9 protein-coding genes are annotated in these 15,287 nt (G+C 42.5%); 7 read left to right on the top strand and 2 right to left on the bottom strand.

From position 1 onward, the window contains the following. The first annotated feature begins 5 nt into the window (after positions 1-5). Both rpoC and fusA read left to right on the top strand, forming a co-directional pair. Entirely contained in the window at positions 6-4,217 is a 4,212-nt protein-coding gene (gene rpoC / locus AAGA18_09700; protein MEM9445612.1) for a DNA-directed RNA polymerase subunit beta', read from the top strand. Between the two features lie 179 nt (positions 4,218-4,396). Continuing rightward, positions 4,397-6,475, top strand: coding sequence for an elongation factor G (gene fusA / locus AAGA18_09705; GenBank protein MEM9445613.1), 2,079 nt, complete (start codon positions 4,397-4,399; stop codon positions 6,473-6,475). A gap of 77 nt (positions 6,476-6,552) precedes the next feature. Here the strand turns inward: fusA and AAGA18_09710 are convergent, their stop codons facing one another. After that, positions 6,553-7,611 carry an acyl-CoA reductase gene (locus AAGA18_09710; GenBank protein MEM9445614.1) on the bottom strand — a complete coding sequence of 353 codons (1,059 nt, stop codon included), beginning with the start codon at positions 7,609-7,611 and terminating at the stop codon, positions 6,553-6,555. Positions 7,612-7,702: 91 nt separating this feature from the next. On the opposite strand from AAGA18_09710, the gene AAGA18_09715 reads away from it, so the two are divergent. From AAGA18_09715 to AAGA18_09725, 3 genes are read left to right on the top strand one after another with little or no spacing between them, the layout of a single operon-like run. Next, the gene (locus AAGA18_09715) at positions 7,703-8,569 is read left to right on the top strand and encodes an SMP-30/gluconolactonase/LRE family protein (GenBank protein ID MEM9445615.1); all 867 of its coding nucleotides are present in this window, start codon (positions 7,703-7,705) and stop codon (positions 8,567-8,569) included. Beyond that, on the top strand, positions 8,566-10,347 hold the full coding sequence (locus AAGA18_09720) for an arylsulfatase (GenBank protein MEM9445616.1): 1,782 nt from the start codon (positions 8,566-8,568) through the stop codon (positions 10,345-10,347). The genes AAGA18_09715 and AAGA18_09720 overlap by 4 nt, the downstream gene beginning before the upstream one ends. Before the next feature lie 24 nt (positions 10,348-10,371). Next, positions 10,372-11,694, top strand: a complete 1,323-nt coding sequence (locus tag AAGA18_09725) for a glycoside hydrolase family 71/99-like protein (protein MEM9445617.1) — start codon at positions 10,372-10,374, stop codon at positions 11,692-11,694. A 381-nt stretch (positions 11,695-12,075) separates the two neighbouring features. On the opposite strand, the gene AAGA18_09730 is transcribed toward AAGA18_09725, so the two are convergent. After that, on the bottom strand, positions 12,076-13,338 hold the full coding sequence (locus AAGA18_09730) for a hypothetical protein (GenBank protein MEM9445618.1): 1,263 nt from the start codon (positions 13,336-13,338) through the stop codon (positions 12,076-12,078). A gap of 124 nt (positions 13,339-13,462) precedes the next feature. Between AAGA18_09730 and AAGA18_09735 the strand changes: the two genes are divergently transcribed. Next, complete coding sequence (locus AAGA18_09735) at positions 13,463-14,107, top strand: methyltransferase domain-containing protein (GenBank protein ID MEM9445619.1); 645 nt, start codon at positions 13,463-13,465, stop codon at positions 14,105-14,107. Between the two features lie 291 nt (positions 14,108-14,398). Then, a complete protein-coding gene (locus tag AAGA18_09740; GenBank protein MEM9445620.1) occupies positions 14,399-15,286 on the top strand; it encodes a hypothetical protein in 888 nt (295 codons plus the stop codon). Position 15,287 lies beyond the last annotated feature (1 nt).

Below are 15,287 nucleotides of genomic sequence, written 5' to 3' on the forward strand. Positions count from 1 at the left end.
ACAATATGAACAAAGACATTCAATCAGCACGCGAGGTATTAGGGGTAGAGAAATCTGTCGGTTTTGATGAGGTTTCCATAACAGTTGCAGCTCCAGATACAATCTTTTCATGGAGCCGTGGAGAGGTAAAGAATCCTGAAACAATCAATTATCGCACATTCAAACCAGAAAAAGGTGGTTTATTCTGCGAGCGTATATTTGGACCTACTAAGGATTATGAGTGTGCTTGTGGTAAGTATAAAAGAATTAAGTATAAAGGTGTTATTTGCGATCGATGCGGAGTTGAAGTAACACTTGCTCGTGTTCGTCGCGACCGCATGGGTCACATAGAACTTGCCGTTCCTGTTTCTCACATCTGGTTTTACAAGTGTATGCCGAGTCGTATCGGATTAATGATGGATATGACTGCTCGTGAATTAGAACGAGTTATTTATTACGAAGACTACATCGTCATTGACGAAGGTCATACTCCACTTCAACCAAAGCAGCTATTGAGCGAGGTGGAATATCGCGAGGCACAAGATCAATATGGTGAAGATGCTTTCCAAGCGAAGATGGGAGCTGAAGCTATTCGTGAGTTACTAAAAAAGATCGATCTTGCAGCGACTGTTGATGAGCTTCAAGATGCTTTGGATTCCACTAAGAGTAAGCAGCTTCGTAAGAAAATTGCTAAGAGACTTAAGCTCGTCCAAGGCTTCATGTATTCAGCAACTCGTCCCGAGTGGATGATTTTGGAAACGCTTCCAGTCATTCCTCCAGATCTTCGTCCACTAGTTCCACTAGAGGGTGGTCGTTTTGCGACATCTGATTTGAATGATTTATATCGTCGTGTGATCAACCGGAATAATCGTCTGCGTACTTTACTGCAGCTTAAAACTCCTGAAGTTATCATTCGTAATGAAAAGCGTATGCTGCAAGAGGCTGTAGATGCTCTTCTAGACAATGGTCGCCATGGCCGCCCTGTAACAGGAGCAGGTAATAGACCGTTAAAATCACTTTCCGACATGTTAAAGGGTAAGAGTGGTCGTTTCCGTATGAACCTGCTAGGTAAGCGCGTCGATTACTCTGGACGTTCTGTTATCGTTATTGGGCCTGAGTTGAAGATCCACCAGTGTGGTTTACCTAAGAAAATGGCACTCGTTCTTTTTGAGCCGTTCATTATTCGTCGTCTGAAAGAAATGGGCTATGTCCATACGGTGCGTAGTGCTAAAAAGATGATTGAGCGTAAAGAGGAGATTGTTTGGGACATACTTGAAGAGGTGACCAAAGAACACCCAATTTTGCTGAATCGCGCTCCAACCCTTCACCGTTTGTCAGTGCAAGCTTTTGAGCCAACATTGATTGAAGGTTCTGCTCTCAGGATCCATCCGTTAGTTTGTACAGCTTATAACGCGGACTTTGATGGTGATCAGATGGCGGTGCATGTCCCTTTGTCTGTTGAGGCTCAGTTAGAAGCCCGTATTTTGATGTTGGCTCCAAACAACATTTTTGGCCCTTCAAACGGCAAGCCAATTACTACCCCAAGTCAGGATATTACCCTTGGATGTTATTACTTAACCCAGATGCGAAAGAAGATGGGTAAGAAGAAGGATGCTTCCGAAGGTCCTCGTCTGTCCATTATGGAAGACGGAGAAGAAGTTCTTTATGCCTATGATGAAGGTATTCTTGAAGTTCATGATGCTGTTCTGATGCGTAATCCTGACTACGGCAAGGAAACGGTATTTGGTGATCCTGAAGCTAGGTTGATAGAAACAACTCCTGGTCGCGTCCTTTTTAATGAAGTGTGGCCTGATGAGATTGGTTTTTATAACAAGTCTGCAGGCAAGAAGCAGTTAGGTAATATCATTCATCGTACTTATCAGACTTGTGGGCACGAGGTCGCTGTACAGGTTTTAGATCGTCTTAAGGAATTAGGCTTTAAGCGTGCGACTCGTGCTGGCGTTTCTATCGGTATCGATGACATGATTATTCCAGATGAGAAGAAAGATATAGTGGGCAGAGCTCGCGACCAGGTAAATGTTGTTGAGAAACAATACCGCATGGGTGCGATCACCGACGGTGAGCGCTACAACAAGATTGTCGATGTTTGGACGCAGGCAACAGATGAAATTTCTAATATGATGATTCGCACTCTGCAGCACAATAAGGGTCGCAAGGAAATGAACCCTGTATTCTTGATGGTAGATTCAGGAGCGCGGGGTAATCGTAATCAGGTTCGTCAGCTAGCTGGTATGCGCGGTTTGATGGCGAAACCATCTGGTGAAATTATTGAGCGCCCTATTGTAGCGAGCTTCCGCGAAGGTCTATCCGTATTGGAATACTTTATTAGCTCACATGGCGCTCGTAAGGGGCTTGCGGACACTGCCTTAAAAACTGCGGATTCGGGTTATATGACTCGTAAGCTGGTTGATGTTGCTCATGATGTTATTATTACCGAGCAAGATTGTGGCACTGTTAAGGGTATATGGGTCAAGTCTATCTACGAGGGTGAAGATGAGATTGTAACTTTAGCAGATAGAACATTGGGCCGTGTTTCTTGCGATGACATTCACAATTCCGATGGAACTGTAGTAGTCGCAGCCAATGAAGAGATCGATGAAGAAAAGGCAAAAATCATTGAAGATCTAGGCCAAGAGCGTGTCCGTATTCGCTCTGTATTAACTTGTGAGACTAGACGCGGTGTTTGCGCAAAGTGTTATGGATTAAATCTAGCGAGTGGACATACCGCGAAGCTTGGTGAGTCTGTGGGAATCATTGCGGCTCAGTCTATCGGTGAGCCTGGAACCCAGTTGACTATGCGTACATTTCACATTGGTGGAACTGCGGCTCAGGTCTTTAAGCAACCTCAAATCAAAGCGAGAAACTCCGGAACTATTCAGTATTCTGAATTACGTGTGGTCAAGGCACTCGATGGCAACTACATCGCACTCAATAAGAACGGATCTGTTAGTATTCATGCAGATGATGGACGTGAGCTTGAGCGTTATACGGTTGTAATCGGTTCTGTTATTTCAGTTCCGGAAGGTGAAAAAGTTGAAAAAGGTCAAGTCTTTGTGCAATGGGATCCTTACAACGTATCCATTTTGAGTGAGAAGTCTGGTAAGATCCAGTTCCGTGATATCATTGAAGGTGTTACCATGAAGCGTGAGGTTGATGAAGCAACTAAGTTGGTTGGGACTGTCGTAATTGACCACAAGGAAGATCTTCATCCTCAAATTGTTATTGCAGATGAGGAGGGCACTGCATTAGCTGCATATAGTATTCCGGCGGGAGCTCACATCGAGGTAAAAGAAGATCAGAAGATTCGTGCGGGTGAGCGTCTTGCTAAAACTCCTCGTAAAGTTGCTAAGACCAAGGATATTACGGGGGGTCTTCCTCGTGTAGCCGAGCTTTTCGAAGCTCGTCGTCCTAAGGATGCTGCAGAAATCGCGAAGATTGATGGTGAAATCCATATCGCAGGAACGCAGCGCGGCAAGAGACTTTTGGTCATCAAGGACAAGGAAACAGGTCTTGAAGAAGAGCATTTGATACCGTTGTCTAAGCACTTGATTGTTTACCAAGGCGACTTTGTAAAGAAGGGGCAGCAATTGACTGAAGGCCCTGTTGTGCCCCATGAAATCCTAGAAGTTTGCGGACCACAAGAGTTACAAGAGTACTTAGTCAATGAGGTTCAAGAAGTTTACCGCCTCCAAGGTGTAGAAATTAACGACAAGCACATCGAAATTATCGTTCGTCAAATGTTGCGTAAGGTTAAAATTAATGAACCTGGTGATACTTCGTTCCTTTGGGGGGATCAAGTGGATCGTCTAGTATTTGACGAAGAAAACCGTGAGGTAGCTACTAAGGGTGGAAAACCTGCTGAGGCTTCACCGGTTCTCCTGGGTATCACAAAAGCATCGCTTGAGACAGAAAGTTTTATCTCGGCAGCATCTTTCCAAGACACGACTCGCGTTCTAACAGAAGCTGCAACACTTGGTAAATCTGACAATCTCCGTGGCTTTAAGGAAAATGTTATTATGGGGCACTTGATCCCAGCCGGAACTGGATTCCCGCTTTACAATAATATTCGCTTGAAAGAACTGGGAGAGCCTGTAGGAGATCCACTCGTAGGCAATGAGGATGAAGAAGAAGAGAAGGAAAAGGCTTCTAGCAGTGAGCCACCTGTAAGTGGTCTAGCAGCTCTGGCGGCTAGTGCGGCGGCAGGCGCAAAGGGGTAATGTAAATTAAGTAATTTGAAGCCCTGAAGAGAGTGAACTCTTTAGGGCTTTTGTGTGAGGGATAAGTTGCAAGAAATTACACTTTTTTTGTAAAGCAGGTATTGTCAATTTAACTCGAATGCTCTAGCACTGTTCCCTGCGAATCACGTATTTGAGTTAAATTAATTAAGGAAATAGAGATGAAAGACCTTTCGAAATATAGAAATATCGGAATCTTCGCACACGTAGATGCGGGTAAGACTACGACAACTGAGCGAATTTTGAAATTAACAGGAAAGATTCACAAAATTGGTGAGGTGCACGATGGTGCTGCGACAACAGATTTCATGGATCAGGAACAAGAGCGAGGCATCACCATTCAGTCTGCTGCAACAACATGCTTTTGGAAGGATCATCGCTTCAACATAATCGATACTCCGGGCCACGTAGACTTTACGATCGAGGTGTACCGATCTTTAAAGGTTTTGGACGGCGGGGTTGGCGTATTTTGTGGTTCTGGCGGTGTAGAACCTCAGTCAGAAACGAACTGGCGTTACGCGAATGAGTCTGAAGTTTCTCGTATTATTTATGTCAACAAGCTAGACCGCATCGGTGCAGATTTTTATCGAGTCGTGAAGCAAGTCGAGGAGGTGCTCGCTGCTAAACCATTAGTCATGGTTCTGCCTATAGGGACTGAAAGTGAATTTGTTGGAATGGTGGATTTGCTAACTCGTAAGGCTTGGGTGTGGGATGATTCCGGAGATCCTCAGAAATACGAAATCAAAGATGTTCCTGAAGACATGAAGGAGGAAGTTGAGAAATGGCGCCATCAATTAGTTGAGATGGCGGTGGAGCAGGATGATGAGGTTATGGAGAAATATCTAGAAGGAGAAGAGCCAGATTTAGATACGATCAAGAGTTGTATCCGTAAAGGAACAATTTCTATGGCCTTCTTTCCAACCTATTGCGGGTCCTCGTTTAAAAACAAGGGGGTTCAGCTTGTTCTTGATGCCGTGGTTGATTATTTGCCAAGTCCCACAGAGGTAGATCCTCAGCCAGAAGTTGATTTAGAAGGTAATGAGACAGGAGAAGTTGCGACAGTAGATCCTGGTAAGCCTTTGCGCGCTTTGGCATTTAAAATTATGGATGACAAATATGGTGCTTTGACCTTTACACGTGTTTACTCGGGTAAAATTGAAAAGGGGATGAACGTTCTCAATACTGCAACTGGGAAGACTGAGCGTATTGGTCGCTTAGTAGAGATGCATGCAGATTCTCGTGAGGAAATAGACTCGGCTCAGGCTGGTGATATTATTGCTATTGTTGGACTTAAGAACGTTCAGACTGGACATACGCTCTGTGATCCTGACAAGCCAGCAACTCTTGAGCCTATGGTTTTCCCAGATCCGGTTATCTCTATTGCAGTTGCGCCTAAGGATAAGGTGAATGCTGAAAAGCTTGGTATCGCGCTTGGTAAGATGGTTCGCGAAGATCCTTCATTTCGAGTTGAGACAGATGAGGACAGTGGAGAAACGATACTTAAAGGAATGGGAGAGCTCCATCTAGACATAAAAGTAGATATTCTAAAGCGGACTCACAGTGTGGAAGTAGAAATTGGTAAGCCTCAAGTTGCTTACCGTGAGACAATTACTACACGCTGTGAAGATTCTTACACGCATAAGAAACAATCTGGAGGTGCAGGTCAGTTTGGGAAGATTGATTACGTTATTGAGCCCAACGAGGTTGGTGCGGGCTTTGAGTTTGAGTCCAAAGTTGTTGGAGGTAATGTTCCTCGTGAATACTGGCCAGCTGTTGAAAAAGGATTTCGCCTGAGTATGGAGAAAGGTGTTTTAGCTGGGTACCCATGTGTAGATGTTAAGATTACTTTAGTAGATGGTGGTTACCACGCAGTTGACTCCTCTGCCGTTGCCTTTGAAATTGCAGCAAAGTCTGCATATCGACAGTCTATTCCAAAATCAGGTCCTCAGATTATGGAGCCTATTATGCACGTAGATGTCTTCACTCCTGAAGATCATGTTGGTGATGTGATTGGCGATCTAAACCGTCGCCGTGGTATGATCAAGACACAGGATGTTTTGCCTACAGGTGTTCGTGTTAAAGCGGATTGCCCACTTAGTGATATGTTTGGTTATATCGGAGATCTCCGTTCTATGACATCTGGTCGTGGTCAGTTCTCGATGGAGTTCTCACATTACTCGGCGTGCCCTAGAAATGTGTCTGAGGAAGTGATCACGGCTGCGAATGCAGATAAAAAGTAGCCCATTTTTTGGGTAGAGAGCAGTTTCTAAAAGGGCCAGCTTTTAGCGAAAATCTTCCTGCCTAAAGCTTACCTAAACTAATCAATAAACTGCCAGGTTACTAAATCTGCTAAGCGTGGGCGTCCATCATGCAACCACTGGAGGGGGGGGGTTTGTAACCGGCCAGTTTGGCAAAAGCGGCTGAAGGGTAAAGACATCTCCTCAGTAAAAGGGGTAATTTCTTCTGAGGCAACTGAGAGTGCAGAGAGGTTATTCTTCCAAGGGTTAAGCATACTAGCTAAATCATGGGTAGGATAGATTTGGATAAAGCGATATCCAGGCATGGGGCGAAATACTGTGCTTCCACAGGGATGAAGCCCAATGGTCCAGTCTAAGCCTTTGTCTTGAGGAGTAAAAATCCGAATGCCATCCACTAAACACTCTTGGCGAGCATTGTAAATTTTAGCTTCTAATGCAAAATCATCTGGTAGAGGACGAGGAGGTTCTTGTTTCCATGTCAAGCGGATATTATCTGTTAGTTGTTCAGCTTCCTCTAATGAGTGGCAGAAGTAGGCTTGGGGAGATAAACAACCAAGTTGGTTATAAGCATTAATTTCTTGAACAGCGAGCTTTGCCCATTCTTCTGTTGAATTTCCTTTGGGTATGAATCCAAAACTAAGTTTGTGTCCATAGCCCAAAAAACGTTGTTTCCAATGGGTTTGTTCTTTGACCGAGGCAATAGTTTGATCTGTGCCGAAAACCACTACCACATCCGAGATAGCCATGCTTTCTATTTGGTGCTCTGAAATGAGTGTGACATATTGCTTCAATGAAATAGGTAATTCTTCTACCAATTTTGAGAAGGCTGAGAGACCTTGGGTAGGTATTTTAAAAGTCAATTCACTGCCCAGTAATAAGCCAATGATAAGCGAGGTCTGGGCGGATATATCAAGATTTGACGCGCAAATATAGTAGATCTTACGAGGAGCTATGGCCTTTCTTTTGTGTTTTGAGTAGGGAATAAAAGCATCAAGTGCTTCCCTGTGACCCAGCTCAATTTGTAGTAATTCTGTGAGATCTTCTGCACTTACGAAAATTGAAGAAGAAACAGAGGAGAGAGACTGATCGATAAGTTCAATGCGCTCGGAGGTTTTCAATACGAATGATTTTATGAATAGAAACGTCTACAATAAAGATTTTTCACAAAAAGGCCATTGACCTTAAGGGTTATGGAGTCATAAAGGTAGAATGTCGGCTTTGAAAGTAGAACCAGCGGGAAAGCGTGTTTCTAAATGGGGTGAAGGTCCCATTTGGCATGAAGGACTTTTATATTATGTGGATATTGAGGGACATGCCATTGTGTCCTATGATCCTAATACGCGAGAGGAAAAAGAGTGGCCTGTGGAACAGCGAGTCGGTTTTGTAGTTCCATCTAAGTCCAACAGACTACTATTTGGTGGAGACAAAGGATTATTTTTCTTTGATACAAAAAGCGGATCTATAAAGGCGATCCATGACCCTGAACCTGAACTACCAGACAATAGATTCAATGATGGTAAATGTGCTCCTGATGGACGTCTTTTTGCAGGCACTATTTCACTAGTGAAGAAAGAGGGGTCGGCTAAATTGTATCGACTTAATAAGGACTTGAACTGTGAAGTTGCTTATGAGCCTGTTACTAATTCGAATGGTATTGTGTGGAATAAAGTTGGAAATATTTGCTATTACATAGATACACCAACCAAAACGGTCGTTGCCTTTGATTATGATCCGAAAATAGGCTCTTTGACTAACAAATGCTGTGTTGTGGATACCTCATTTATCCAAGCATCTCCAGATGGTATGGCTATTGATGCTGATGATCATTTATGGGTAACTTTTTGCCACGGTGCCTGTGTGATTCAATTTGATCCAGTTGCAGGTAAACAGATTCAGAAAATTGAGTTGCCCTGCCTTGAAACAACAGCATGTTGCTTTGGTGGGTCCGATCTAAATGATCTATATGTGACTACTGGTATTCATAAGACAGAAAAGGAAGAGTTTGCCGGTCGCCTTTTTGTGATTCGAGACGTAGGCGCGAAAGGCTTTGCGGCAAATCTCTTCGCAGACCTATGACTATTAAAATTGAAGTGAATCAATTCGTGATTGTTATCAAGAGAGTTATAATTCTTCTTTGTGTTGCCTTTTTTCAGTTTCAAGTGGTAATGGCAGAAAAACCAAACATTGTATTTATTATTACGGATGACCAAGGATACGGTGATTTTGGCTTCACTGGGAATCCACTTATTCAAACACCCTTTCTGGATAAGATGGCTGAGTCTTGTGCTCAGATGACTCAATTTTATGTAAGCCCAGTTTGTTCACCAACTCGAGCGTCTTTGATGACGGGACGTTACCATTATCGAACAGGAGTGACGGATACATGGAAGGGGCGTTCGATGATGAAGACTGAAGAAGTTACCTTGGCAGAGGTTCTGCGTGACGCAGGGTATGCTACAGGGCTTTTTGGCAAGTGGCATCTTGGGGATTGCTATCCAATGCGCCCACAGGATCAGGGATTTGAAGAAGTTTTGATGCATAAAGGTGGAGGGATTGGACAGAGGTCAGATCCACCTGGCGGTGAAGGCAAATACACAGATCCTATCCTTTTTCATAATGGGAAAAAGGTTCAAGAGAAGGGTTATTGCACAGATATTTATTTTGACCGAGCTATAGAGTGGATCAGTAAACAAAGTAAAAAAGGTAAGCCTTTCTTTGCTTACATCTCGACAAATGCACCGCATAGTCCTTTTCATGATGTTCCCCTAAGCTGGTATGATATCTATCGCAAAATGGACTTAAGAAATAAAAATGTCCCACAAGCCGGTTATCCTTTACAGACCAATGAAAATAATGAGCAGCTCGATACTAGGGCGAGAATTTTTGCCATGATTTCAAACATTGATGAAAACGTAGGTAAAATTCAACCAAGACTTAAGGAGCTTGGTATCTTGGACAATACGATGATTATTTTTATGTCAGACAATGGGCCTGATGGGAATAGGTATAATTCTGGTTTCAGAGGAGCTAAAACAGAGGTTTATCAGGGAGGCGTTCGAACGCCCTTTCTAATAGAATGGCCTGCACAATTTAAGAAGCCTGTTAGCAGCCCTCGTGTGGCGGCGCATATAGATATTATGCCTACCTTATTAGAAGCTTGTGGGGTCTCATATGAGGGAGAATTTGACGGAAGAAGTTTTTTGTCACTACTTTCGGAGGATAAGATTGAATGGCCTGATCGATATCTTTTTATACAAGCACACCGTGGAGTTCGTCCCACTACTTATCATCATAGCGCAGTGATAACCGAGGAATGGAAATTTGTTCATCCTAGTGGCTTTCACAAAGAGCAGTTTGAGGGGGAGCCTATTTTTGAATTATATGAAATCAGTAAAGATCCTTATGAGCAAAAAAATGTGGCAGCACTATATCCAGAAATAGTGGAGTCTATGAGAGGTGCTTATGATACGTGGCTAAAGGAGATAGATAGCTCTCGTGAGGGTGATTATGCTATGCCAAGTATTCATGTTGGGACCAAATATGAGAACCCAATGGTTTTAACGGGTCAAGATCAACAGGCAGCAAGAGGAGATAGAGGTCCCTACTGGAAGCTGGAAGTAGCTTACGGAGGGAAATATGATATAGAATGTCTCTTTGGTCCTAAAAAGAATATCGAAGAGGTTGTACTAAGTGTTCAAGGCAAGAAGTTAAAGAAAGTAGTAGAGAATGGTGAATTAATCTTTAAAGATATAGAACTTGTCAAAGGTCCAGCAGATCTATCAGTGATTCTTCATGCTGGTGAAAAGCATAAGAGTGTTTGGCAGGTTGAAATTAGATATAAACCAGGAGCCTGACCAAACTTAAATCAGATATTGAAAATGAATAAGGACTTAATGATTCGCAGAAGTTGTAAACAGGCAGTTTTATGGCTAATATTAGCAGCCAGCTCAATAACTGGATGCAAAGCTGATAAAACAGACATAACAACATTAGACGGTAAATTCATGTGTGGTTATCAAGGTTGGTTTCGCACTCCTGATGATGGATCTAACATGGGTTGGGTGCACTATCGGGGGATTTATGATGAATTTAAACCTGGAAAGTGTGGAATTGAATTTTGGCCAGATGTCTCTGAGTTGGATGAAAAAGATCGCGTTAAGACTCCCTTTCGACACAAAGATGGTAGCCCTGCTTATGTTTTCAGCTCACATAATCCTAACGTTGTAGATCTTCATTTTAAGTGGATGAAAGAATATGGAATAGATGGTGCTTTTTTACAACGCTTTGCCTGTGATGTCACAACCTGCCATCACGAATATGAACAACTTTTCCCATCTAATAATAATATGCTGAACTATGTGCGGGCTGCAGCTAATCATCACGGACGTAGCTATGCCCTTATGTATGATCTAAGTAGTATACCTAAAGGCTGGATGGATAATGTTAAAAATGACTGGAAGTATCTTAGAGATGAGTTGAAGTTGCTAAATGACCCTAAAGATAATTTCTATCAGGAGCATAACGGTAAGCCTATCGTGGGAATATGGGGGGTAGGTTTCAATGATAATAGAGAATATACACTGAATGAAGTAGAGGAATTCATGGACTTCCTGAAAAATGACCCAAATTATGGAGGCTGCAGTATCATTCTAGGAGTTCCTACTTATTGGAGAACACTGGATAGAGATACAGTCTCTGACAAAGATCTCTTACGAATTATTAAAAAGGCTGATGTGGTCATGCCATGGACAATAGGGCGTTATCGTTCTATCGCTGATGTTAAAGATTATTATAAAAATACGTTGATTGATGATGTGAAGTGGAGCACAGAGAATCGTGTGGATTTTTTACCTGTGGTGTTTCCTGGGTTCAGTTGGAGGAATTTGAAACCGATCGGAGAATTTTCAAAAGAAGTTCACGAAGCTTATATTCCAAGACTTAAAGGGAAATTTCTTTGGACTCAGAGCACACTCGCAAAGAAGGCAGGTGTCAAGATGATCTATCAAGCAATGTTTGATGAGTTAGATGAAGGCACTCAAATTTTCAAAGTCACAAATGATCCTCCGCTGGGAGGAGGATCTGAATTTCGAACACATGATGAGGGGTTACCCAATGATTTCTACCTCAAGCTTGCTGGAAAAATAAGAAAGATGCTGCGAGGAGAAATACCACCCAGCGAAGAGATTCCGGCGATTAAATAGTTCCCTCTGTATCAAGGCTAGCTGATGTGAATTTATTTAGCCATCAAGTTACAAGTTGAGCAGGTAATAAAGATTATAGGTAAGTTCTCACTTGAAGGCACTGTCATTTAACCAGAATGATGCCATAGAGATTTCATCATCTTTACAAGATCCTGGCCACTAGTGAGAGAGAGTCACTTAGAGCTATCATCATTTTGATATATTTCCGTCGACTCTTTTTTCTTGTTGCTCAAACTTCTATGACATTATCCGGGCTCTATTCTTGTCCATTGTATAGCGGGATCTATGTAGATCATGATTCCCGCTAGTGATAGCTCCAACCCCTCTTAGTGAAATATTTCTGAGGAATATTCAACGCGCTCAGCAATCAGGAAGCTAATTCTAAGCTGAGGGCTGGCTACATACTTCTTTTACTCTTTCTAGCCATTTGTCCCAATTGTTTTCAACCACTGCCATTGTAGGGATAGGATTCCAATCTTTGTCATAAACGGTGAAGTGTGCAGGTTTGAAATTACCTGGCTCAACTACCCCTTCTTTTACATCTGGGCTATCAAGGTCGGCGCAGACATCAACAAATTCCCAGCCAAGACAAGTCCCATTTTTTAGGGTGTTCTCCAACAGGCCATTCATGTCTTCTGCGTGATAGTCTGTTCCATTGATTGTCATATGTTCTGCAACAGCCCAATCTCTTCCGGTTTCCTTCATGATTTGGTGAACCCGGTTGTAGGCTTGCATATGTGGTTTGCGATCAAAATTATGCCAGGTCCAATTGACTTGTAAAATATTTGGGCCTGTCAAATAGCGCAAGAATTCTAGGGGGTCGCCACAACGCTGGATCATGGTTTCCTCAATAGCGTCTAAATAATCAGTGGCAATCCAAGCATCTTCACCTACAATATCACGGTACGCTTGAGCATCCTCATTTACCCATTTTGCCAAATTCTGAGCACGGAATTTGTTCCAAATGGGGTCGCGCATAAACCTCTCAGTAACTGGAAATGTATCCGGGAATGTAGGACCGTCTATCTCACTTGTTTTTAACCAATTTTCATAAGCACTTCTGGCATCAGGGCCATAATCAATCCAGCGCGACCCCATATATTGAGGCTCCACAGTCGTTTCATACCAAAGGATATCACAATCAGAAAGAGCCTTGGTGAGGTTACGAATATAAGCTCTAGAGGCGCTGAGGTATTCACTATTAAAGAGTGAGGGAACTTTACTCATATAGCCGTATTCTGTATCTTCTACGAGGTTACCTTCGTGGTCCATGGCGAGAGATTTGGGATAGCGGTCCCAGAAACCTTGAGGGATTTGTCCACCCCCGACACCATAAGTCTCTACAGATAGAGATGCAAACATACCATACTCATTAATGGCATTAATGAGTTTCTTGAGAGGTTCTGTTGAAACATCAATCTCACCATCGCCATTAGGGTCTAAGTGGTGCCAGTAACAATTAAGCTCCAGACATCGGTAGTGTTTTGCTTTGATAATAGGTAAGTCCTTGATCAGTTTTTCAATCTGCTCCTCATCCCCATAATGGCGTAAAGGTTTGCCAATTTTTAAAAATTCATGTTTGCCATCGATCCAAAGCTTGCCTTGGCGTAGCTCTACCTGATATTCATTAATTGTCTTGCTCATATATGTCTATTATTTTTAGGTGTCCGAAATTCCCATTTAGGATAGATGAAGTCAATAGATAAAGAGTATCTTACCTGAAATTCTAATTGTATAGATCAACTTTTAGACACTAGGCTTTGCCAGTATGAAGAGTGAAACTGCATGGTTTGCGGAGAGAAGAATCAGATCAGAATTTGTTGCGAACAGGCTTGGTAAATATCTTGGTGGATCTTTGTTAGATGTCGGTTGTGATCAAGCTTATTTGAAAGAATTGCTAAAGCCGTCAAGGTATTTGGGTGTTGATTTAGGAGGCAAGCCAGACATGATTCTAAATCTAGATGAGGTAGATAAACTCCCATTTGAGGATCAGGAATTTCAATCCGTAGTCTGTTGTGATGTGCTAGAGCACCTAAACCGCTTTCATTTTATTTTCGGAGAACTTCTACGAGTTGCCGGAAGGCATGTAGTTATCTCACTCCCCAATAATTGGACCAATGCGCGTCGTCCTATCGAAAAAGGTAGGGGTAAAATTGGGCATTATGGGCTACCTCTGGAGGTTCCTATGGATAGGCATAAATGGTTCTTTTCATTAGAGGATGCGAGTGTGTTTGTGGAGAATAAGGCTCCAGATTACGGTTTTAAAGTGGTTGAATCCTTTGCTACAGAAAAGCCTAGAAGTGGCTTGAGTCGTGTTATTCGCAAAAGCTTGACTAAGAGTAAGATGTGTTATTTGAATCGCTACGCGCACACTTATTGGGCTGTTCTTTTAAGAAAGAATCATTCTAGTTGAATATGATATCAAACTTGCTGAATAGAAGTTGCAAGTTGCAACTTCTATTCAGCAAGCTATGATTATTCTAGGAACCCCTTTAAATATGGAGTGGTCGTTTCGGGGCGAGATTTTTGTAGTCGCCCTCAGAAAATCAAGGAGATGTCGGAGCTTGTAGCTGCGGGTCAAAATGTGCAGGTTCGCGGAGTGCGGCGTATTGGCAAAACATCTCTAATTTTTGAGGTGGCCCGTCGGATGAAAAGGAAATGACTGTATATAGATTTATTGGGTATTGATTCGTTGGAAGTTCTGGTGAGTCGTCTGGCTAAGGCTTTATTGATGTTTGAGGAGAAAAACAGTTCTCTAAAGCAGGCGATGAAGAAGCTGGCAAGCTTGAGACCTAGTGTAAAAATTGATGCCATCACAGGAAATCCAACTTTTTCTATTAACCGCACAGTGGATCCTATTCATTCTCCAGATGATCTTGAAGAGTGTTTATACTACATTGAAAAAGAGATTGATTATGGAAATAGCATCATTGTGCTAGATGAATTTCAAGACCTGCTCAAGTTGGAGAAAAACCGTCAGATCCTGGCGGTTTTACGCTCTAAGATCCAATTTCTGGTTAAACACTCTTTTGTGTATTTGGGAAGTGTGCGCAATGATATGGATATGCTTTTTTTAGATCCAGATAGTCCTTTTTATAAACAGGCGATCACCCTAGAGCTTGGCAGTTTAGACGCTAAGCAATTCCGCAAATTTCTTATGGGTAAGTTTGCTAAGGGGAAACGTGAAGTCGATGAAGGGTTAGTTGAGGAAATACTACAGATTGCTGATGGAGTCACAGGGGATGCGCAAGAATTATGCTCATGGCTTTGGCGAACTGAAGGCACACATTTAACTTCTGAATCACTTCGTAAGGCCATGACTATGATTTTTAACGAAAGAAATAGTGCGTATCAACTCATTATGACACAGTTGCCTAAAGTGCAACGTAGAGTCTTTATGGAAATGGCGAAGTACAAGGGAAATAATGTTTTGGGAGCAGATTTTATCAAGAAGAGTAAAGCAGCTAATTATGCCTCTGTTCGAAGAGCAGTAGATGCGCTAGAGCAAAGGCGGCTTCTCTTTCGTGATAAAAAAGGCTACCGATTTTTTAATCCTTTCATAAGGATGTGGCTACAAAGTCAAGAGGTGTAAG

This window comes from Verrucomicrobiota bacterium (genome assembly GCA_039192515.1).
Taxonomy (GTDB): Bacteria; Verrucomicrobiota; Verrucomicrobiia; order Methylacidiphilales; family JBCCWR01; genus JBCCWR01.

Coding starts and splice junctions, on each gene's coding strand:
- AAGA18_09730 (MEM9445618.1), bottom strand. CDS start 13,338: ATGAGCAAGACAATTAATGAATATCAGGTAGAGCTACGCCAAGGCAAG.
- AAGA18_09735 (MEM9445619.1), top strand. CDS start 13,463: ATGAAGAGTGAAACTGCATGGTTTGCGGAGAGAAGAATCAGATCAGAA.
- AAGA18_09715 (MEM9445615.1), top strand. CDS start 7,703: ATGTCGGCTTTGAAAGTAGAACCAGCGGGAAAGCGTGTTTCTAAATGG.
- AAGA18_09725 (MEM9445617.1), top strand. CDS start 10,372: ATGAATAAGGACTTAATGATTCGCAGAAGTTGTAAACAGGCAGTTTTA.
- AAGA18_09720 (MEM9445616.1), top strand. CDS start 8,566: ATGACTATTAAAATTGAAGTGAATCAATTCGTGATTGTTATCAAGAGA.
- rpoC (MEM9445612.1), top strand. CDS start 6: ATGAACAAAGACATTCAATCAGCACGCGAGGTATTAGGGGTAGAGAAA.
- fusA (MEM9445613.1), top strand. CDS start 4,397: ATGAAAGACCTTTCGAAATATAGAAATATCGGAATCTTCGCACACGTA.